General features: G+C 64.2%; 20 protein-coding genes. 7 read left to right on the forward strand and 13 right to left on the reverse strand.

All coding sequences use genetic code 11. The annotated features are described in order from the left end of the window. The first annotated feature begins 54 nt into the window (after window positions 1–54). The 4 genes from X751_RS143845 to X751_RS143830 are packed head-to-tail and all read left to right on the forward strand — an operon-like array spanning window position 55 to window position 5752. Window positions 55–1863 (forward strand): glycerol-3-phosphate dehydrogenase/oxidase, encoded by a 1809-nt coding sequence (locus X751_RS143845; RefSeq protein WP_023745401.1) that lies wholly within the window; start codon window positions 55–57, stop codon window positions 1861–1863. Continuing rightward, window positions 1775–2617, forward strand: a complete 843-nt coding sequence (locus X751_RS143840; protein WP_023687718.1) for a class I fructose-bisphosphate aldolase — start codon at window positions 1775–1777, stop codon at window positions 2615–2617. The genes X751_RS143845 and X751_RS143840 overlap by 89 nt, the downstream gene beginning before the upstream one ends. Beyond that, a complete protein-coding gene (locus tag X751_RS143835) occupies window positions 2610–4148 on the forward strand; it encodes an FGGY-family carbohydrate kinase (RefSeq protein WP_023745402.1) in 1539 nt (512 codons plus the stop codon). Before X751_RS143840 ends, X751_RS143835 begins: the two co-directional genes overlap by 8 nt. Continuing rightward, window positions 4145–5752, forward strand: a complete 1608-nt coding sequence (locus tag X751_RS143830) for a GMC family oxidoreductase N-terminal domain-containing protein (RefSeq protein WP_023745403.1) — start codon at window positions 4145–4147, stop codon at window positions 5750–5752. Before X751_RS143835 ends, X751_RS143830 begins: the two co-directional genes overlap by 4 nt. 12 nt (window positions 5753–5764) lie before the next feature. On the opposite strand, the gene X751_RS143825 is transcribed toward X751_RS143830, so the two are convergent. Continuing rightward, window positions 5765–6121 carry a YciI family protein gene (locus X751_RS143825; protein ID WP_023698373.1) on the reverse strand — a complete coding sequence of 119 codons (357 nt, stop codon included), beginning with the start codon at window positions 6119–6121 and terminating at the stop codon, window positions 5765–5767. After that, window positions 6118–6333 carry a hypothetical protein gene (locus X751_RS143820; protein ID WP_023698372.1) on the reverse strand — a complete coding sequence of 72 codons (216 nt, stop codon included), beginning with the start codon at window positions 6331–6333 and terminating at the stop codon, window positions 6118–6120. The genes X751_RS143825 and X751_RS143820 overlap by 4 nt, the downstream gene beginning before the upstream one ends. Window positions 6334–6552: 219 nt before the next feature. On the opposite strand from X751_RS143820, the gene X751_RS143815 reads away from it, so the two are divergent. Next, window positions 6553–6978, forward strand: a complete 426-nt coding sequence (locus tag X751_RS143815; protein WP_023745404.1) for an OsmC family protein — start codon at window positions 6553–6555, stop codon at window positions 6976–6978. A gap of 209 nt (window positions 6979–7187) precedes the next feature. Here the strand turns inward: X751_RS143815 and X751_RS143810 are convergent, their stop codons facing one another. The 6 genes from X751_RS143810 to X751_RS143785 all read right to left on the reverse strand — a co-directional run bounded on the left by X751_RS143810 (window position 7188) and on the right by X751_RS143785 (window position 12238). After that, window positions 7188–7817: a YceH family protein gene (locus X751_RS143810; protein WP_023745405.1), complete on the reverse strand. Its 630-nt coding sequence runs from the start codon at window positions 7815–7817 to the stop codon at window positions 7188–7190. A gap of 241 nt (window positions 7818–8058) precedes the next feature. Continuing rightward, entirely contained in the window at window positions 8059–8838 is a 780-nt protein-coding gene (locus X751_RS143805) for a succinate dehydrogenase iron-sulfur subunit (RefSeq protein WP_023670510.1), read from the reverse strand. Between the two features lie 40 nt (window positions 8839–8878). After that, entirely contained in the window at window positions 8879–10708 is a 1830-nt protein-coding gene (sdhA, locus tag X751_RS143800) for a succinate dehydrogenase flavoprotein subunit (protein WP_023745406.1), read from the reverse strand. 1 nt (window position 10709) lies between these two features. After that, on the reverse strand, window positions 10710–11108 hold the full coding sequence (sdhD, locus tag X751_RS143795) for a succinate dehydrogenase, hydrophobic membrane anchor protein (protein ID WP_023670512.1): 399 nt from the start codon (window positions 11106–11108) through the stop codon (window positions 10710–10712). Next, window positions 11108–11527, reverse strand: a complete 420-nt coding sequence (sdhC, locus tag X751_RS143790; protein ID WP_023683884.1) for a succinate dehydrogenase, cytochrome b556 subunit — start codon at window positions 11525–11527, stop codon at window positions 11108–11110. Before sdhC ends, sdhD begins: the two co-directional genes overlap by 1 nt. 240 nt (window positions 11528–11767) lie before the next feature. After that, window positions 11768–12238, reverse strand: coding sequence for a hypothetical protein (locus X751_RS143785; RefSeq protein WP_023745407.1), 471 nt, complete (start codon window positions 12236–12238; stop codon window positions 11768–11770). 253 nt (window positions 12239–12491) lie between these two features. Between X751_RS143785 and X751_RS143780 the strand changes: the two genes are divergently transcribed. Continuing rightward, a complete protein-coding gene (locus tag X751_RS143780; protein ID WP_023687709.1) occupies window positions 12492–12863 on the forward strand; it encodes a hypothetical protein in 372 nt (123 codons plus the stop codon). A gap of 37 nt (window positions 12864–12900) precedes the next feature. Here X751_RS143780 and X751_RS143775 read toward each other — a convergent pair whose 3' ends face one another. Next, window positions 12901–14097 carry a GGDEF domain-containing protein gene (locus tag X751_RS143775; RefSeq protein WP_023698369.1) on the reverse strand — a complete coding sequence of 399 codons (1197 nt, stop codon included), beginning with the start codon at window positions 14095–14097 and terminating at the stop codon, window positions 12901–12903. Window positions 14098–14259: 162 nt separating this feature from the next. Here X751_RS143775 and X751_RS143770 point away from each other — a divergent pair, with 162 nt between their 5' ends. Continuing rightward, entirely contained in the window at window positions 14260–14571 is a 312-nt protein-coding gene (locus X751_RS143770; protein WP_023745408.1) for a hypothetical protein, read from the forward strand. A 107-nt stretch (window positions 14572–14678) separates the two neighbouring features. On the opposite strand, the gene leuC is transcribed toward X751_RS143770, so the two are convergent. The 4 genes from leuC to X751_RS143755 form a co-directional block, all read right to left on the reverse strand. Next, window positions 14679–16088: a 3-isopropylmalate dehydratase large subunit gene (gene leuC / locus X751_RS143765; protein WP_023698368.1), complete on the reverse strand. Its 1410-nt coding sequence runs from the start codon at window positions 16086–16088 to the stop codon at window positions 14679–14681. A 72-nt stretch (window positions 16089–16160) separates the two neighbouring features. Next, window positions 16161–16373, reverse strand: coding sequence for a hypothetical protein (locus tag X751_RS1000000167540; RefSeq protein ID WP_198022458.1), 213 nt, complete (start codon window positions 16371–16373; stop codon window positions 16161–16163). Then, window positions 16370–17005, reverse strand: coding sequence for a class I SAM-dependent methyltransferase (locus tag X751_RS143760; protein ID WP_023745409.1), 636 nt, complete (start codon window positions 17003–17005; stop codon window positions 16370–16372). The genes X751_RS1000000167540 and X751_RS143760 overlap by 4 nt, the downstream gene beginning before the upstream one ends. Before the next feature lie 58 nt (window positions 17006–17063). Then, on the reverse strand, window positions 17064–17879 hold the full coding sequence (locus tag X751_RS143755) for an amino acid ABC transporter permease (RefSeq protein ID WP_023745410.1): 816 nt from the start codon (window positions 17877–17879) through the stop codon (window positions 17064–17066). Window positions 17880–18018 lie beyond the last annotated feature (139 nt).

The raw sequence follows: 18018 nt of genomic DNA on the forward strand, positions 1-18018 counted from the left end.
GTTGAGCTGCCGTCCACCGGACGGCAGAACGGCCCAACCTTGCCCGGCAAAGCCATGCCTGATCAGAGAACCGTCATCCTCGACACGATCCGCCGCAACGGCGCGTTCGATGTCGTCGTCATGGGCGGCGGCATAAACGGCATCGGCGTTTTCCGCGAACTGGCGCTGCAGGGTCTCCGAGTTCTGCTGGTCGAACGCAACGATTTCTGTTCGGGCTGCAGTGCGGCACCCTCGCGCATGATCCATGGCGGCCTGCGCTATCTCGAGAATGGCGAGTTCGGCCTGGTGCAGGAATCGTTGCGCGAACGCGACGCGCTGCTGGCCAATGCGCCGCATATGGTGCGGCCGCTGCCGACGACAATTCCGATCCGCTCCGTCTTCTCCGGGCTGATGAACGGCGCGGCAGGCTTTCTCGGCTTTTCGGAAACGCCTTCCAGCCGCGGCGCGCTGGCGATCAAGGCAGGCCTCGCGCTCTACGACTGGACGACGCGCAAGCGCCGGGTGCTGCCGCGCCACAGTTTCCGTGGCGCCAGGGCGACCTTCGCGCAATGGCCGGCGCTCGATCCCAAACTGCGCTTTTCCGCTACCTATTACGACGCCTGGATCAGCTACCCCGAACGGCTCGGCATCGAATTGCTGCTCGATACCGCACGCCTGGCGCCCGACAGCCTCGCGCTCAATCGCGCCGAGATCGCGCGCGCGGGCTCCTCCTTCGAGCTCACCGATACGGTGGGTGGTGAAGGCTTCACCGTGACCGCCAAGGCGATCGTCAATGCGACCGGCGCATGGCTGGATTCGGCGATCGCCCGGCTCGACGCCTCCGAAAAGCCCGCGGCGCCCCTGGTCGAGGGCACCAAGGGCTCGCACCTCATCCTCGACAACGAGCCGCTGTACCAGGCGCTCAGTGGCCACATGATTTTCTTCGAGAATGCCGACGGCCGCGTCTGCATCATGTTTCCCTATCTCGGCAAGGTGCTGGTCGGCTCGACGGACATCCGCGTCAGCGAGGCCGGGCGCGTGCGCTGCGAACCGGCCGAGACCGACTACATATTGGCGGCGGCGCGGTTGGTATTCCCGTCCATTCCGGTCCATGCCGCCGACGTCGTCTTCACCTATAGCGGCATCCGGCCACTGCCGAAGAGCGACCATGCCTTCACCGGCCGAATATCGCGCGGCCATTCCGTACACCGCATTGCCGGCGACATCCCGCAATTCTGCATGATCGGCGGCAAGTGGACGACCTTCCGCGCCTTCGCCGAACAGGCGGCCGATGACGTGCTGGCCGAGCTTGGCCGCGAGCGCATCCGCGGCACGCTGGCGCTACCGATCGGCGGCGGCCTTGGATTCCCCACGGCCCCGGCATCGTTGGCGGCCGAGCTGGCGGGTGAGTTCGCGATCAGCGCCAACCGCGCCGCCTATCTCGCCGATCGCTACGGCAACGGCGCGCGCGCCATCATCCTGTTCTGCCTCGGGCGTCCCGACGATATCAGGCTCGATGACAGGACCGAGACCACGGCGGCCGAGATCGTCTATCTCGCCCGGCATGAGTTCGTGACCTGCCTCTCGGATGTTGTCTTGCGCCGCACGTCGCTTGCCATTGCCGGCGACATCTCGATGGTATCAATCGAAGGGATCGCCGATGCGCTGGCCGCCGAGCGCGGCTGGAGCGATCCGCACCGCGACGAGGAGATAAAAAGTCTCATCGCCGAACTCGACACCTATCACGGCGTCTCGCAAGAGATGCTCGACCAACGCACGATACCAGGAGCAGAACATGAAAGTCAGCACCAAGGCCCGGATGAACCGGATGTTCACCAACGGCAATTGCCTCGACGTGGCGCTCGATCACGGCGTCTGCAATGAACCGGGGTTTCTCGTTGGCCTGGAGGACATGGCGAAGGTCATCGACACACTGATCGCGGCAGGGCCCGACGCGTTGCAGCTGACCTATGGCCAGGCCGACCTCTTGCAGTCGCGGAAAGACAAGGACAAGCCGGCGCTGGTCATGCGCATCGACATGGGCAACCCCTACAATGCCCAGCGCCACCGGGTGATGTGGTCGATGCTGCAGAATTATGACGAGCCGATCATCGGCGCGCTGGAGATGGATGCGGCCTGCGTCGTCGTCAATCTGTTCATGCTGCCCGACGAGCCGGAACTGTTTCGCCAATGCGTCGAAAACATCGCCAAGGTCCGCGCCGCCTGCCAGCGATACGGCATGCCCTTGATGATCGAGCCGCTGGTTATGCTGCCCAACGATATCAGAGGCGGCTATCAGGTCGACGGCGATGCGGAAAAGATCGTGACGCTGGTGCGGCTCGCCGCCGAAATGGGCGCCGACATCATCAAGGCCGACCCCACCGAGCACGCGGAAGATTTCCACCGCGTCGTCGAGGCGGCACGCGTGCCGGTGCTGGTGCGTGGCGGCGGCAAGGACGATCTCAAGACGGTGCTGGCAAAATCGTCAGCCCTGCTCAGACAAGGCGCCAAGGGGCTGGTCTATGGCCGCAACATCTATCAGCATGCCAATCCGAAGGCGGTAGTGAGTGCGTTGATGGCGATGATCCACAACGACGCCGGCGGCGAAGAGGCTTGGGACATCTACAACAATGGCTGATCAAGCCGCCTATCTGCTCGGCCTCGACGCCGGCAACACCATCATCAAGGCGGTGCTGTTCGATCATACCGGGCGGCAGCTCGCCATGCATGCGGTCGCCGGCCGTTCGCACACGCCGCAGCCGGGCTATGTCGAGCGCGACCTCGGCGGCATGTGGGCCGCTGCGCGCGACGCCATACGCGCCTGCATTGCGCAGGCCGGCATCGATGCCCGCGAGATCGCCGCCGTCGGCTGCGCCGGCCATGGCAACGGCCTTTATCTGGTCGACCGTGCCGGCGAACCGCTGATCGGCATCCAGTCGCTCGACACGCGCGCCGCCGGCATGGCGTCGACGCTGGCGGCGCGCAATGCCGAAGCGCTGCACGCGATCTGCCTGCAAAAGCCGTGGCCGGCGCAGACGCCGACCTTGCTGGCCTGGGTCAAGCAGCATGCGCCCGACCTTTATGCCGCAACCGGCACGGCGATGCTGTGCAAGGATTTCATCACTTTCCGCTTGACGGGCGAGCGTGTCAGCGATGTCTCCGACATGTCCGGCTGCGGCCTCGTCCGCATGCCCGAAGGCGTCTATGATTCCGAGCTTCTCGCGCTCTACGGCATTGAGGATGCGCAGGCCAAACTGCCTCGATTGCTCGACAGCGCCGACATCGCCGGCGCGGTCACCGCGCAAGCGGCTGAAGAGACCGGACTGGCGGAAGGCATGCCGGTCATCGCAGGCTATTTCGACGTCGTCGCCAGCGCCATGGGGGCGGGCGTCGTGCGCCCCGGCGAAGCCTCTGTTATCGCCGGCACCTGGTCGGTCAATCAGGTCTTCTCCACTACGCCGGTTGGCGACCCAGATGTTTTCATGGCGGCGCGCTTCGGCCCCAGCCGTTTCGTCAATATCGAATCCAGCGCTACATCGGCCGCCAATCTCGAATGGTATGTGCGCGAATTCGTCGAGCGCGGTGCCCATCATGACGATCCGTTCGGCCACTGCAACGCGGCTGTCGGCGCGGTGACGCCGGCCTGGGACGATCCGATTTTCCACCCGTTTCTCTACGGCTCCGGGCAAGGGGCGGAGTTTCGCGCCGGCTTCTACGGCCTCGCCGGCTGGCACGGGGAAGGCCATTTGTTGCGCGCATTGTTCGAGGGCGTGATGTTCGAGCACCGGCGCCACATCGAAGTCTTGAAAAAAGCCGGCGTCGGCTTCGAAAGAGCCGTGCTATCCGGCGGCGGCTCGCGCAGCGAGCACTGGCCGCAAATCTTCGCCGACGGGCTTGGGGTGCCGATCACCGTGCCTGAGGCGCGCGAGACCGGCGCGCTTGGCGCGGCAATCGGCGCCGGGGTCGCGGCCGGCCTGTTCGCCGACTATGAGGCCGGCGTCGACGCCATGACCCGGTCAAGCGCCGCCTATCGTCCGAACCCGGCCATGCAGGACCATTACAACAGGCGTTATCGCGCCTATTGCGGCCTTGCCGATACGCTGCGATCGTTCTGGGCCGAACAGGCGGCAGAACCGAGTAGAACACCGCCGAGTAAACCACCGCAATGACCCAACGGCTCGATGGCGACTACGACTACATCATCGTCGGCGCAGGCACGGCGGGCTGCGTGCTGGCCAATCGGCTGAGCGAAAACCCGGCGACGCGCGTGCTGCTGCTTGAGGCCGGCGGCAGCGACAATTATCACTGGGTGCATATCCCGGTCGGCTATCTCTATTGCATCGGCAATCCGCGCACCGACTGGATGATGAAGACTGCCCCCGAAGCCGGCCTGAACGGCCGCTCGCTGGTCTATCCCCGCGGCAAGGTGCTGGGCGGCTGCACCTCGGTCAACGGCATGATCTACATGCGCGGCCAGGCGGCGGACTACGATGGCTGGCGGCAGATGGGCAATGTCGGCTGGGGCTGGGACGATGTGCTGCCCTACTTCCTCAAATCCGAGGACCATCATGGCGGCAAGACCAAGCTGCATGGCTCCGGCGGCGAATGGAAAGTGGCGCGGCAACGGCTGTCCTGGCCGATCCTGAACACGGTGCAGGAGGCGGCCAAGGAATTCGGCATCATGCCGCGCGAGGATTTCAATGACGGCGACAATGAGGGGTCCGGCTTCTTCGAAGTCAACCAGAGCAAGGGCGTACGCTGGAACACAGCCAAGGCATTCTTGCGCCCGGCGCTGCGACGGCCCAACCTTCGGCTGGTCGTCAACGCGCATGTCGAGACAGTGCTGCTCGAGGGCAAGCGTGCTATCGGCGTCCGCTACCGCGCCGGCGGCCAAGCCATAGAGGCAAAGGCCAGGAGCGAGGTGCTGCTGACCGCCGGTTCGATCAACACGCCGAAACTGCTGGAGCTTTCCGGGGTCGGCGAGCCGGATCGCCTCGCCGCGCTCGGCATCGATGTGGTTCACGCCAGCCCCGATGTCGGCGAGAACCTTCAGGACCATCTGCAGATCCGCACTGCCTACAAAGTGTCGTCGGCGCTGACGCTCAACACGCTAGCCAACAGCCTGAGCGGCAAGGCGAAGATCGCGCTGCAATATGCCTTTGGCCGCTCGGGACCGATGTCGATGGCGCCGAGCCAGTTCGGCATGTTCTCGAAATCCGATCCGTCGATGGCGACGCCGGACCTGGAGTACCACGTCCAGCCCTTGTCTACCGACCGGCTGGGCGACCCGCTGCACCCGTTCCCGGCAATCACCATGTCGGTCTGCAATCTGCGGCCCGAGAGCGTCGGCTCGGTGCACGCTACGACGCGCGAGCTGGCCGTGCAGCCGGAGATCCGGCTGAACTACCTCTCTACGGCGCGCGACCGCGAGATCGCGCTGCGTTCGGTGCGCCAGGCGCGCAGCATCATGACCGCCAAGGCTCTTGCCGGCTTCCATCCGGAAGAAATCCTGCCTGGTCTCGCCCACCAGTCGGACGAGGACCTGCTGCACCAGATCGGCTCGATCGCGACGACCATCTTCCACCCGGTCGGCACCTGTAGGATGGGTGTCGACGGCCGCGCCGTCGTCAGCCCGGACCTGCGCGTGACCGGTATCGAGGGGCTGCGGATCATCGACGCGTCGATCATGCCGCGCATCGTCTCCGGCAACACCGCCTCGCCAGTGGTGATGATCGCCGAGAAGGCGGCGGATATGATCCGCCGGCCTGCATGACGTCGCCGCCGCCTATGACCCCGGCACGTCGTAGATCGCCCTGACTTCGACGGTGCCGATTTCAGCCAGCGGAATTTTGCCGGCGATCTCCAGCGCCTTGTCGAGAGTGTCGGCTTCGATCATGACGAAACCAAGCAACTGCTCCTTGGTTTCGGCAAACGGACCGTCAGTGATCAGCCGCTTGCCTTGGCGCCGCCGCACCGTCTTCGACGTCTTCACCGATTGCAGCGCCTGCGCGATGATCAGCTTGCCTTGCTGGTCCAATGACCGGTCATAGGCCATCGAATCGGCGTCGAGCTTGGCCAGACGCTCAGGCGTCATGGCATGGAGGTCCTTTTCCTCGCCGTAGACCAGACAGACATATTTCATTTCCAGCTCCCTTGCTGTGACGAACCATAGGTGATCACGGCGCCGGCGGCATCCTTGCCGGCAGCAGCGTGGTCGAGCACGCAGACCGCAATGCCGATCACGGCGACCGCAGCAAGCAGCCGGCCGAAGCCGGAAGGTCGCGAGCACTCGATCTCGTGTAGACGCGCGCTTTTGTCGGCGTCGTTCCAATGGGCAGAAAACAGATTGTTCATCTTGGATCTCCATCCGCCACGAGAATCCGTGGACGCTCGCAGGACGGCCGGCGCCGATGCAAGTCGACATTTTTGCACGCACATTTTTCAGAAAAGATTTGCAGGGCTCGCCGGCGTCGCATCCGGCCGAAACAGCGCGGTGGTCTTCCCCTGCCGCCGCGCTATAGTTGGAGGGAACGCCGCGTGGCCGGCGCTGTCGCTGTAATCAAGGAGAATCTTATGGACCGCACCGCAAACGCCGTCTGGAAAGGCAATCTGAAGGAGGGCACGGGCACGCTCGACAGCCAGAGCGGCACCTTGAAGGGCACGCCCTATTCGTTCAAGGCTCGCTTCGAGGACGAGAGCGGCAAATCCGGCACCAATCCCGAAGAGTTGATCGCGGCGGCACACGCCGGCTGCTACGCCATGCAGCTGTCGCATTTCCTGGCCGAGAACGGCACGCCCGCCACCGAGCTCGACGCCAAGACGGTGGTGACGCTGGTGCCCGGCACCGGCATCACCGGCAGCGCCATCACCCTGATCGGCAAGGTACCGGGCATTGATGCGGCGAAGTTCAAGGAACTGGCCGAGAAGGCCAAGGCGGAGTGCCCGGTTTCGAAGGCGCTGGGGGCCATCGCAGTGTCGCTCGACGCGAAGCTGGGGTGATCCGCCGATTTTGCCCGGGGTAGCGATTCTTCGCGCCCCCCTCTGCCCTGCCGGGCATCTCCCGGGGAGATTGGAAGCTCGGTAGCTGGCACTCTTCTTTCGACGTTCGTGATTGGCGAAGGCCGGCGTGACATCTGATCTCCCCACTTGAGGGGGAGATGGCCGGCAGGCCAGAGGGGGGTGCTGTCCCGCCGACGTCTCGGATACTATTAGGCGCCCAGCGCATCAAGCCGGGCGCGAAGGGCTGCGACTTCCTGCTCCAGAGCCTCCAATCTTGCTTCCAGGTCGGAAGCAGGCAAGGCCGGCGCACTCCGCTGCATCGATAACGCCGCGACGTCCACCGGTCCTGCGAGCAGATGCACAAAACGGTCCTCGCGCTGCCCCGGCCCGCGCGGTATTTCCTGGACGAGCGGCGGTCGGCGGCCGATCAGCATGTCGAGTTCAGCGCGCAGGTCTTCGATCGACGAGAACCGCGCCATGCGCTCAGCTCGCGCCAGCAACTCATGCGCCGTCTGCGGCCCGCGCAGCAAAAGCAGGCCGATCACCGCAGTCTGCGGCCTCGTCAGCGAGAAGCGCTGCGCCATCTGATGCTCATAGCGCTCGACGCGCGAGCCGAACATCTGACGCACCAGCCCCTTCTGCTCGAGCAGCTTCAGCGTCCGATGCACCTCTGTCGGCTCGAGCGCCATCACAGGCTCGCGCGCCGTCTTCTGGTTGGCGGCTACAAGTGCTGCATTCAGCGTCAGCGGATAGACATCCGGCGTCAGCTCCTTCTTCTCGATCAGGCAGCCGAGCACACGGGCTTCGACCGGATTAAGGATTGGAAGCTCTTCGCTCATTGGCTTGAGTATCCTTTCTAGCGCCGGCGAGACAGCGCCCCCCTCTCTGTCCTACCGGATATCTCCCCACGCGGGGGGAGATCGGCAGCTTCGCCGACAGCGCGCCATCCTTCAACCTTGGAGATTGGCGAAAGCCGCGATGACGGCCAATCTCCCCACCCGTGGGGGAGATGTCCGGCAGGACAGAGGGGGGCGCGAAGGATCGCAGCGTCCGAGATTGCCGCGAGCGAACTCGCCTCAACTAAACCCGCCGCTCCACCATCATCTTTTTGATTTCGGCAATCGCCTTGGCCGGGTTGAGCCCCTTCGGGCAGGTCTGGGCGCAGTTCATGATGGTGTGGCAGCGGTAGAGCCGGAATGGGTCTTCGAGATCGTCGAGCCGTTCGCCCGTGGCTTCGTCGCGGCTGTCGATCAGCCAGCGATAGGCCTGCAGCAGCGTCGCCGGGCCGAGATAGCGGTCGCCGTTCCACCAATAGCTCGGGCACGAGGTCGAGCAGCAGGCGCATAGGATGCACTCGTAGAGCCCGTCGAGCTTTTCGCGGTCCTCATGGCTCTGCAGCCATTCCTTGGCTGGCTCTGGCGACACTGTCTTCAGCCATGGCTGGATCGAGGCGTGCTGGGCGTAGAAATTGGTGAGGTCGGGCACCAGATCCTTGACCACCTGCATATGCGGCAGCGGGTAGACTTTGACGGCGCCGGAAATGTCGTCGCAGCCCTTGGTGCAGGCCAGCGTGTTGGAGCCATCGATGTTCATGGCGCAGGAGCCGCAAATGCCTTCGCGGCAGGAGCGGCGCAACGCCAGCGTCGGGTCGATCTTGTTCTTGATCCAGAGCAGCGCATCGAGCACCATCGGCCCGCAATCGTCCATGTCGACGAAATAGGTGTCGATGCGCGGGTTCTCGTCATCGTCGGGCGACCAGCGGTAGATGCGGTATTCCCGCAGGTTGGTGGCGCCCTCCGGCTTCGGCCAGGTCTTGCCCGGCTGCACCTTGGAGTTCTTGGGAAGCGTGAGTTCGACCATTACCTCTGGTCCTTTCGGATGACGGGCTTCGGCACCATGGTCAGTACACCCTGGCCTTCGGCGCGATCTTGGCAAGGCTGATGCCGCCGTCCTTTTCCGCCACCAGCGGCTCGGTGTGCACGGGACGATAGCTGAGGCTCACCTGGCCGTCCTCGCTTAGCCGAGCCAGCGTATGCTTGCGCCAGACAATGTCGTCGCGGGCCGAAAAATCTTCGCGCGCATGCGCGCCGCGGCTCTCCTTGCGCGCCTCGGCGCCGTAGACCGTGGTGATGGCGTTGGCCATCAGATTTTCCAGCTCCAGCGTCTCGACCAGGTCGGAATTCCAGATCATCGAGCGGTCGGAGACTTTCAGGTCCTTGAGCTCGGTCCATATCTGCGAAATGCGCTTGCAGCCGTTTTCGAGCGACTCCTGTGTGCGGAACACGGCGGCGTCTTCCTGCATCGCCTTCTGCATCTTCTCACGCAGAACGGCGGTTGGCGTCGAGCCATTAGCGTGGCGCAGCCGGTCGAAGCGGTCCATGATCTTTTCGACCGAGGCTTCGTTTGGCGAAGGGATCGCCGAATTGCGGTCGATGACCTGGCCGGCGCGGATTGCGGCGGCGCGGCCGAACACCACCAGATCGATCAGCGAGTTCGAGCCCAGCCGGTTGGCGCCGTGCACGGAGGCACAGCCGGCCTCGCCGACCGCCATCAGCCCGGGTGACACCCGGTCAGGATTCTCGACCGTCGGGTTAAGCACCTCGCCCCAGTAATTGGTCGGCACGCCGCCCATATTGTAGTGCACCGTCGGCAGCACCGGGATCGGCTCCTTGGTCAGGTCGACGCCGGCGAAAATCCTGGCCGATTCCGAAATGCCCGGCAGCCGCTCATGCAGCACGGCCGGATCGAGATGGTCGAGATGCAGGAAAATATGGTCCTTGTTCTTGCCGACCCCGCGGCCTTCGCGGATCTCCAGCGTCATGCAACGCGAGACGACGTCGCGCGAGGCCAGGTCCTTGGCCGACGGCGCGTAGCGCTCCATGAAGCGCTCGCCCTCGGAATTGACGAGATAGCCGCCCTCGCCGCGCGCGCCTTCGGTGATCAGGCAGCCGGCGCCGTAGATGCCGGTCGGATGAAACTGCACGAACTCCATATCCTGCAGCGGGAAGCCGGCCCGTGCCGCCATGCCGCCGCCGTCGCCTGTACAGGTGTGCGCCGACGTCGCCGAGAAATAGGCGCGGCCATATCCGCCGGTCGCCAGCACCACCATCTTGGCGGAGAAGCGATGGATGGTGCCGTCGTCGAGGTTCCAGGCGACGACGCCGGTGCAGGTGCCGTCCGGTTCCATGATCAGGTCGAGCGCAAAATATTCGATGAAGAACTGTGCATTGTTCTTCAGCGACTGGCCGTAGAGCGTGTGCAGGATGGCGTGACCGGTGCGGTCGGCGGCAGCACAGGTGCGCTGCACCGGCGGGCCGTCGCCATAATTCATCATGTGTCCGCCGAACGGCCGCTGGTAGATCTTGCCCTCTTCGGTGCGCGAGAACGGCACGCCGTAATGCTCGAGCTCGTAGACCGCCGCCGGTGCCTCGCGCACCAGATATTCCATGGCGTCGACGTCGCCCAGCCAGTCCGACCCCTTGACGGTGTCGTACATGTGCCACTGCCAGGAGTCCGGACCCATGTTGGACAGCGACGCGGCAATGCCGCCTTGTGCCGCCACCGTGTGCGAGCGGGTCGGGAACACTTTGGTGATGCAGGCCGTGCGCAGGCCCTGCTCGGCCATGCCGAGCGTGGCGCGCAGGCCGGCGCCGCCGGCGCCGACGACCACCACGTCGAACTTGTGGTCGACAAAGGTATAGCCGGTGGCCGATTTCGCGTCCTTGGCCAAATCAGCCTCCGAATGCCAGTTTGAGCAGGGCGAAGATCGAGGCGACGCCGACCGCTATGGTGAAAAACGTGCTGAGTGCGATCAGCGCCAGCTTCATGCCTTCGGCATGCACGTAATCCTCGATAATGACCTGCATGCCGACACGCATATGGGTGAGACCGGAAACGAGCACCAGCACCAACACCAGCGCCACGAACGGACTGGCGAGCGCCGCCCGCACCTCGGCGAAGCCGGCGCCATTGAGCGCGATCAGGAACCCGACGAAGAACAGTATCAGCGGGATGTTGGCAATGGCCGTCAGCCGCTGTCGCCAGAAATGCCCGGTGCCTTCGCGGGCCGAGCCCAGACCGCGGACCTTGGCCAGCGGCGTGCGCATATCGTTGTTGTTCGTGCCGCTCATCACAAGGTTCCCCGCGCCATGTAGCCGGCGACCCAGATCAGCAGCGTGAGCAGGATGGAACCGGCGAGCGTCGCCCAGGCGATCTTCGATGCCGTGTGTTTCTCCAGCCCGGCGCCGGTGTCCCAGACGAGATGGCGCACGCCGCCCAGCATGTGGTGCATCAGCGCCCAGGTGTAGCCGAACAGGATGAGCCGGCCGAGCCAGGTGCCGAAGGCCCAGTTGATCCAATCGAAAGCGCCTTGCGAACTCGCCGCCGCCATCAGCCACGCGGCGACCAGCAGCGTGCCGAAATACAGCGCCCCGCCAGTGATGCGGTGAATGATCGACATCGTCATGGTGATCGGTGGGCGGTAAATCGTCAGGTGCGGCGAGAGCGGCCGTTCACGTCTGGCGGTTCGGGTGGCTGGTGATTTGCTCATGGCTGCCCCAGTTCGATGTCCGGAGCCGCGGTGGAAAGCGGCACTTACCGCCTCGATATATGACTTCAGACAGCCGGTTTCTAATGCTCTTTTTGCACCGCGTCAAAGCCGGAAAATCGTTTTGAAAACGTCATTTAGTCTGACAAAAGGCTGCTGTTTCGCTTCAATCGATTTGGCCACCGTCGAAAGCCGGCGCACCGTTCGCTGCAGTGCGGCATTTCCTTTGCAATCGACGCCAGGCTATCGTTTGCAGGTCTGTGGTGTCGAGCCCCTCTTCATCACCAGCGCCTCGCGCGCGTCGATCACGATTGCGTCATGCGACGCGGCTTCCTGGTAGCGGCTGGACTGGTTGGCGGGTGATGCGGCAAACTCCTCGGTCGTGCCATCGGGCCTGACAACGCGCAACGCCGTGCCGAGGTTCTGGATGGTGATCACACCGCCATTGCCGCATCTGTAAGTCGCCGTGCCGACAGCAGACCGCGGGGCCGTAAGGTCGGTGACAATCTTGGCTGGCGGTGCGGCAGGTGCTGCAGGAGCCGTTGCGGAAGCCGGGGACGCCACAGGTGGGGCGGACTGCTGAGCCGGCGCGGGCGCGACAGTGGGTGGTACGGTATTCACCGCCGTCGGCGCGCCGTTCTGCGGCACGCAGGCTGCGGCAGTCAGCAAGGGGATCGACAACAGCGTCACCCGAAACGTGCGGCGTAACGCCATATGCTGTCCTCCTGCGCGGCTAACTAGCCGCGATGTTCCACCAAGATCAAGCTCACCCGACATCAGCGTAGTTGTGTGCGTCGCGGCCGATGGTGCGGGCAAGCATGGCCGAATGATGACGCCCGGGTTTTCCATCCCGTCGGATATTAACCATGTTTGGCGAGAGATCGCCGCCGGATGCGCCTGCCCTCTTAACAAAGGTTAAGAAAAGGTTAATTTCCGATCCGATCGGGTCCACAGCAGAGAGGACACCATGCTTTCGAATTCAGGAAGAGCGCGCCTTGCGGCGCTTGTGCTGGCGACAGCCAGTCTCGGCTTCGCCGCCCCGGCAATGGCCTGGTCGCGCCATCATGACCGCGTCTATGCCGATTCCCTGGGCAATCTCGTCATCGACAGCGCCGCCGGCTACAAGCGCATCATTGTCGGCCAAGGCAGGCTGGCCAAGAAATTGTCCGACTACACCAGCGCCGGGCAGCCGGAAGCGGAACCGGAAGTCCTTTATGAAGACGAGGCGGATCACATCTCCAGGCGTGGCTGCTACCAGCCGCCGGTGTTCGTGAAGGGCCGCTCCTATATGTACGGCCTCTCCGATGGCGAAATGCCCAACCTCAGCCCTTGCCGCTGATGCTCCGGCACGGCCGAGAGGCCGTTTAAGCGAGACGCTAACCGACGCTGCCTGTATCCGGGATGAACACCGTTTCCGCCCGCTCATAGGACAATCGCACGCTGTCGCGGCCGTTCTTCTTGGCCTTGTAGAGCGCTTCGTCGGCGCGCCGCATCAGCGGCTCCAGCCCTTCGTCGCCGGTGCGCGCCGCGACGCCGAAGCTCGCGGTCACCCTGGTGCCCGGCGGCAACCCGTCGACACTGCCGGCCGAATAGTGCGTGCGCACGGCTTCGGCAAACAGCCGCGCCGTGGCAAGATCGCTCAGCGACAGAAGCACAGCGAACTCCTCGCCGCCGATGCGGCCGGCAACCGCACGCGTGCCGGCGGCCGCGCGAAGCTTGGCGGCGAAGTCGGCGATCACCTGGTCGCCCGCGGCATGTCCGTATTTGTCGTTGAGCGCCTTGAAGTGATCGAGATCGGCCAGCACCAGCGCGACCGGCACCTTGGTAACAGCGCAATGCTGCAGCACCAGCAAGGCGCGCTCCTCGAAACCCCTGCGGTTGAGCAGGCCAGACAGCGGATCGGTGTGCGTCTCGGTCTTCAGCGCCTTCATCACGTCGAGCGCAGCTGCCGAGAACAGGCAGAGCGCGATCAGCAACGACAGCAGCGCGTGCGTCAAAAGCGCCGTCGTCCAGTAGGACGAGCCATAAAACCCGTCATAGCTGGTGAACGGCCCGTGCGAGATGACGACGAGCAGCGTGCGGCCGATGAAGTTCAGCCCGGACAGCAGCGACAATACGAACAGGATTTTTTCCGTCGGGCCGTTCTTGCGCACGGCGCGCAGCTCGGCGGCGACCAGCAGGCTGAGGCCGCCAAAGCCGAAATTGATCGACAGGATGCGCCAAGTCAAGTCCGGCTGGACGAACAGGAACCAGCAGAATGCCACCATCCCGCCACCCGCCAGAATGCCGATCGCGATATAGGGCACGCGCCTGCCGTAGCGTGAGATGATCGCACCGACGAGGCAACAGGCGGCGAGCGTGAAGCAGAGGTTGGAGACCAGCTTGGTCAGCACCATGCCGCCGGGCAGCGTGAAATACTGCAGCAGGAAGCCGGGCGCGGACACGCAATAGCTCGTGCCGAGCACAGCCAGATAGGGCCGGTGGCGCTGATAGAACCACAGCACGAGGAACGCCGCGCCGAGCGCCAGCGCGATCGTCGGATTGAGCAGCGCTATGAACAGGCCGGTGTCCAAAGGACGGTGACTTCCCGCTTGACGTCAGGGAAGACCTTAGAGCGCAAGCCCCAACAAGCGGTTAAGCCGGGACGAATATGCAAGTCGCCACTGATGAAGCTGCTGCACGGAACCGGGACCTGAGGCAGGCGTTTCGTGACAGCAAACAAGGAGAAGTTATTCATGGCCGACACGATCACGCTGACCGACCACGAAGCAATTCGCTCATGGGCCGCAGGGCGCGCCGGATTTCCGGCGATCGTCGATGTGTCGCCCGAGACCGGAACGCAGCCGTTGCTGAGGCTCGTCTTCGGCCAGCACGCCTATCAGGACCAGGATCAGCCTGAACGCCCGGTCAACGCAGGCGGCTACGAGCTGGTCGAATGGGACGAGTGGTTCAAGATCTTCGACGAGCGCGAACTGGCGCTGGTGGTCGCGGCCGACGAACCCGGCAGCCGGGACGAATTTCATGAAATCATCCGCCGTGCCGGCTAGGGCATATACTCCAAGGGTCTTAGAGCGGCGCGCTTTAAACAAAACCCCGAACGGTTTTGCCGTTCGGGGTTTTGCATACGCTCAGATCAGGCTTGAACCAGTCTGCGCTATTTCCAGTCGCGGATGTCGACGAAATGGCCGGCGATCGCCGCCGCCGCCGCCATGGCCGGCGATACCAGATGGGTGCGGCCCTTGAAGCCCTGCCGGCCTTCGAAATTGCGGTTCGAGGTCGAGGCGCAGCGCTCATGCGGCTTCAGCCGGTCGTCGTTCATGGCCAGGCACATCGAGCAGCCCGGCTCGCGCCAGTCGAAACCGGCGGCAATGAAGATCTTGTCGAGACCCTCGGCCTCCGCCTGTTCCTTGACCAGACCGGAGCCCGGCACGATCATCGCATCGACATGCGCACTCACCGTCTTGCCTTCGACCACCTTGGCCACCGCACGCAGATCCTCGATGCGGCCATTGGTGCAGGAGCCGATGAAGACGCGGTCGAGCGTGATGTCGGTGATCTTCGTGCCCGGCGTCAGCCCCATATAGTCGAGCGCGCGGATCTTTGACGTCCGCTTGTTCTCGTCCGTGATCTCTTCCGGATCGGGAACGACGCCCTGCACCGAAACGACGTCCTCGGGCGAGGAACCCCAGGAGACGATCGGCGGCAGCTTGGCCGCGTCGAGCACGATCACCTTGTCGAAATGCGCGCCCTCGTCGGACTGCAGCGTCTTCCAGTATTCGAGCGCGGCGTCCCACGACGCGCCCTTCGGCGCGCGCGGCTTGCCCTTGACATAGGCGAAGGTGGTTTCGTCGGCCGCGATCAGGCCGGCGCGCGCGCCGCCCTCGATCGACATGTTGCAGATCGTCATGCGGCCTTCCATCGACAGCGCGCGGATCGCCTCACCGGCATATTCGATGACATAGCCGGTGCCGCCGGCGGTGCCGATCTCGCCGATGATGGCGAGGATAATGTCCTTGGCGGTGACGCCTTCCGGCAACTGGCCATCGACACGCACCAGCATGTTCTTGGCCTTGCGCTGGATCAGCGTCTGGGTCGCCAGCACATGCTCGACCTCGGAGGTGCCGATGCCATGTGCCAATGCGCCGAAGGCGCCATGCGTCGAGGTGTGGCTGTCGCCGCAGACGATGGTCATGCCAGGCAGCGTGAAGCCCTGCTCCGGCCCGATGATGTGGACGATGCCCTGGCGGATATCGTTTTCGGAGTAATATTCGACGCCGAAATCCCTAGCGTTCTTGGCCAAGGCCTCGACCTGGATGCGGCTTTCCTCGTTCTTGATGCCGAACTTGCGCTCGGGCGAGGTCGAGACATTGTGATCGACCACGGCCAGCGTCTTTTCCGGATGCCGGACTTTTCTGCCGGTCATGCGCAGACCTTCGAAGGCCTGCGGGCTGGTCACTTCATGGACGAGATGGCGGTCGATGTAGAGCAGACAGGTGCCATCATCCTGGCGGTCGACGACATGGTCGTCGAAAATCTTGTCGTAGAGGGTGCGCGGTGCGCTCATGTGCGTAAATCCGTCGATTTGCAAAAAGGGGAAGGGCAGACGCGCCGAAGCCTTCGGCCCAGCGAAAGCGGCTTAGCTAAGTCGGCTGGTGAGCGCGCCGGAAATGCGCGAAGAGAAACGCGACGGCAGGCGTTTTCTGTCCTGCAGCACGAAACCCTTATAGGCCGGATCGCCAAAAAGCTCTTCCATGGCGTGGCTCATACCAATGTTTTGGCTTTTCGGCAATTGCGGCGTGTTTTCCCTTCTCCCCTTGTTGTGGGAGAAGGCGAAGAGGGCGGCGCTCAAACCACCTCGAATACGAAAGTCTTCACCAGCGCGTCCGCCTCGGCGATCGCATAGCAGCGGAACCATGGGCTTTGCTCGACCGGCTGCCATTTCCCGGCCCGTTCCAACCCGTCGAACACGGCCTGGAAGCCACCGCTGTCGAACACCTGGTCGCGCACGGTGAAGATAGCGTGGCCGCCTTTCCTGGTGATGCGGACAAGCTCGTGCAGGCCGGACGCCGGCGCATGGCTGATGGTGAACACGCCAGTCGAGAAGAAGGCGCGGAAATGCCCGTCTGGCCAGGGCAGCGGCCCGCCGAGCATTGCCTGCTTCAGATCGCCATAGGCATTGCGGCTGCCGGCGATCTTCAGCATGTCGTCGGAGAGGTCGAGCCCGGCAATGTCGTGATAACCCAGCGCCTTCAATGACGGGCCCGACAGGCCGGTGCCGCAGCCGGCGTCGAGCAGCGGGCCTTCACCCACCTTCACATGGCGCGCCACCCAGGCGGTGATCAGGAACGGCAGCAGATAGCCGAGCGAAGCGGTCTCGCCGTCATAGGTCGCGGCCCAGTCTGCATAGGCCTTGGCCAGCCCTTCCGGCGTGTCGGCCGAATAGACGGTACCCAGCGCCGCATTGGCCTTGTCGATCGTCATCGCCTGCATCCTCCGGAATCCTGTCCTCCGCGATCGTAGCCGTGCCCGCGTCGGACTTCTATTCCTGCTGCGCCCGCCGCAGTCGTTGCTCCAGCCCCCGCAGCGCCAGCGACAGGCTGACGGTGAGGATGAGATAGATATAGGCGACGATCGTATAGGTCTCGAAGAAGCGGAACGAGCCGGCGGCGTAGATCTTGCCCATCTGCGTGATGTCGGCGACGCCGAGCACCGAGACCAGCGAGGAATCCTTGACCATGGCGACGAAGTCATTGCCGAGCGGCGGCAGGATGGTGCGGATCGCCTGTGGGAAGACGATCAGCCGGAAGCGCTGCGTGCGCGTCAGCCCGAGCGCCTTGGCAGCCTCGATCTGGCCTTTCTCGACCGACTGGATGCCCGCGCGAAAAACCTCGGAGATGAAGGCGGAATAACCGATGGTCAGCGCCATGATTGCACGCCACAACAGCGACACGTCGCGCACCAAAAGCTCGCCGAGATAGCCGGCGTTTTGCAGCGGCGCGGTCAGCGCATTCCACGCAGCCACGAAGGCCGGCGCGCCGGCGAAGGCGATCCAGAACAACAGCACCAGGATCGGCACGCCGCGGATGATTTCGACATAGAAACGAGCGATCTGCCTGAGCCAACGCGACCCCGACAACCCCATCAGCGCAACGCCGAGCCCGGTGGCGGAAGCCAGCGCGAAGGCGACCACGGTGACAAGAATGGTGATGCCGATGCCTTTGGCGACGGTGGCAAAAACCTGGGCGTAGAGATCGCTGGCGGCAATGGAGAGCGCAGCGACGACGGCGAGCGCGATCGCGGCGGCAAGCCACCAGGGGAAATCGGATTTGAGAGTCGAAGCGGGGGGCGTGGCCATCAGGGCGCTTCACCCTCCCCCTTGTGGGGAGGGTCGGCGAACAAGCTTTGCATCGCAAAGCTGGTGAGCCGGGGTGGGGGTCGTGACAAAGCGCCGGCGCTGGCACCCCCACCCCGCTCCGCTTCGCGGATCGACCCTC

The organism is Mesorhizobium sp. LNJC394B00 (assembly GCF_000502555.1).
GTDB lineage: Bacteria > Pseudomonadota > Alphaproteobacteria > Rhizobiales > Rhizobiaceae > Mesorhizobium.

Excerpts from the sequence above, each read along its gene's own strand:
- sdhC (WP_023683884.1), bottom strand. The coding sequence starts at position 11,527 with ATGAGCAAATCACCAGCCACCCGAACCGCCAGACGTGAACGGCCGCTC.
- X751_RS143845 (WP_023745401.1), top strand. The coding sequence starts at position 55 with ATGCCTGATCAGAGAACCGTCATCCTCGACACGATCCGCCGCAACGGC.
- X751_RS143780 (WP_023687709.1), top strand. The coding sequence starts at position 12,492 with ATGCTTTCGAATTCAGGAAGAGCGCGCCTTGCGGCGCTTGTGCTGGCG.
- X751_RS143825 (WP_023698373.1), bottom strand. The coding sequence starts at position 6,121 with ATGAAATATGTCTGTCTGGTCTACGGCGAGGAAAAGGACCTCCATGCC.
- X751_RS143785 (WP_023745407.1), bottom strand. The coding sequence starts at position 12,238 with ATGGCGTTACGCCGCACGTTTCGGGTGACGCTGTTGTCGATCCCCTTG.
- X751_RS143760 (WP_023745409.1), bottom strand. The coding sequence starts at position 17,005 with ATGACGATCGACAAGGCCAATGCGGCGCTGGGTACCGTCTATTCGGCC.
- X751_RS143805 (WP_023670510.1), bottom strand. The coding sequence starts at position 8,838 with ATGGTCGAACTCACGCTTCCCAAGAACTCCAAGGTGCAGCCGGGCAAG.
- X751_RS143840 (WP_023687718.1), top strand. The coding sequence starts at position 1,775 with ATGAAAGTCAGCACCAAGGCCCGGATGAACCGGATGTTCACCAACGGC.
- sdhD (WP_023670512.1), bottom strand. The coding sequence starts at position 11,108 with ATGAGCGGCACGAACAACAACGATATGCGCACGCCGCTGGCCAAGGTC.
- X751_RS143755 (WP_023745410.1), bottom strand. The coding sequence starts at position 17,879 with ATGGCCACGCCCCCCGCTTCGACTCTCAAATCCGATTTCCCCTGGTGG.
- X751_RS143810 (WP_023745405.1), bottom strand. The coding sequence starts at position 7,817 with ATGAGCGAAGAGCTTCCAATCCTTAATCCGGTCGAAGCCCGTGTGCTC.
- X751_RS143830 (WP_023745403.1), top strand. The coding sequence starts at position 4,145 with ATGACCCAACGGCTCGATGGCGACTACGACTACATCATCGTCGGCGCA.
- X751_RS143770 (WP_023745408.1), top strand. The coding sequence starts at position 14,260 with ATGGCCGACACGATCACGCTGACCGACCACGAAGCAATTCGCTCATGG.
- X751_RS143820 (WP_023698372.1), bottom strand. The coding sequence starts at position 6,333 with ATGAACAATCTGTTTTCTGCCCATTGGAACGACGCCGACAAAAGCGCG.
- X751_RS143815 (WP_023745404.1), top strand. The coding sequence starts at position 6,553 with ATGGACCGCACCGCAAACGCCGTCTGGAAAGGCAATCTGAAGGAGGGC.
- leuC (WP_023698368.1), bottom strand. The coding sequence starts at position 16,088 with ATGAGCGCACCGCGCACCCTCTACGACAAGATTTTCGACGACCATGTC.
- X751_RS143835 (WP_023745402.1), top strand. The coding sequence starts at position 2,610 with ATGGCTGATCAAGCCGCCTATCTGCTCGGCCTCGACGCCGGCAACACC.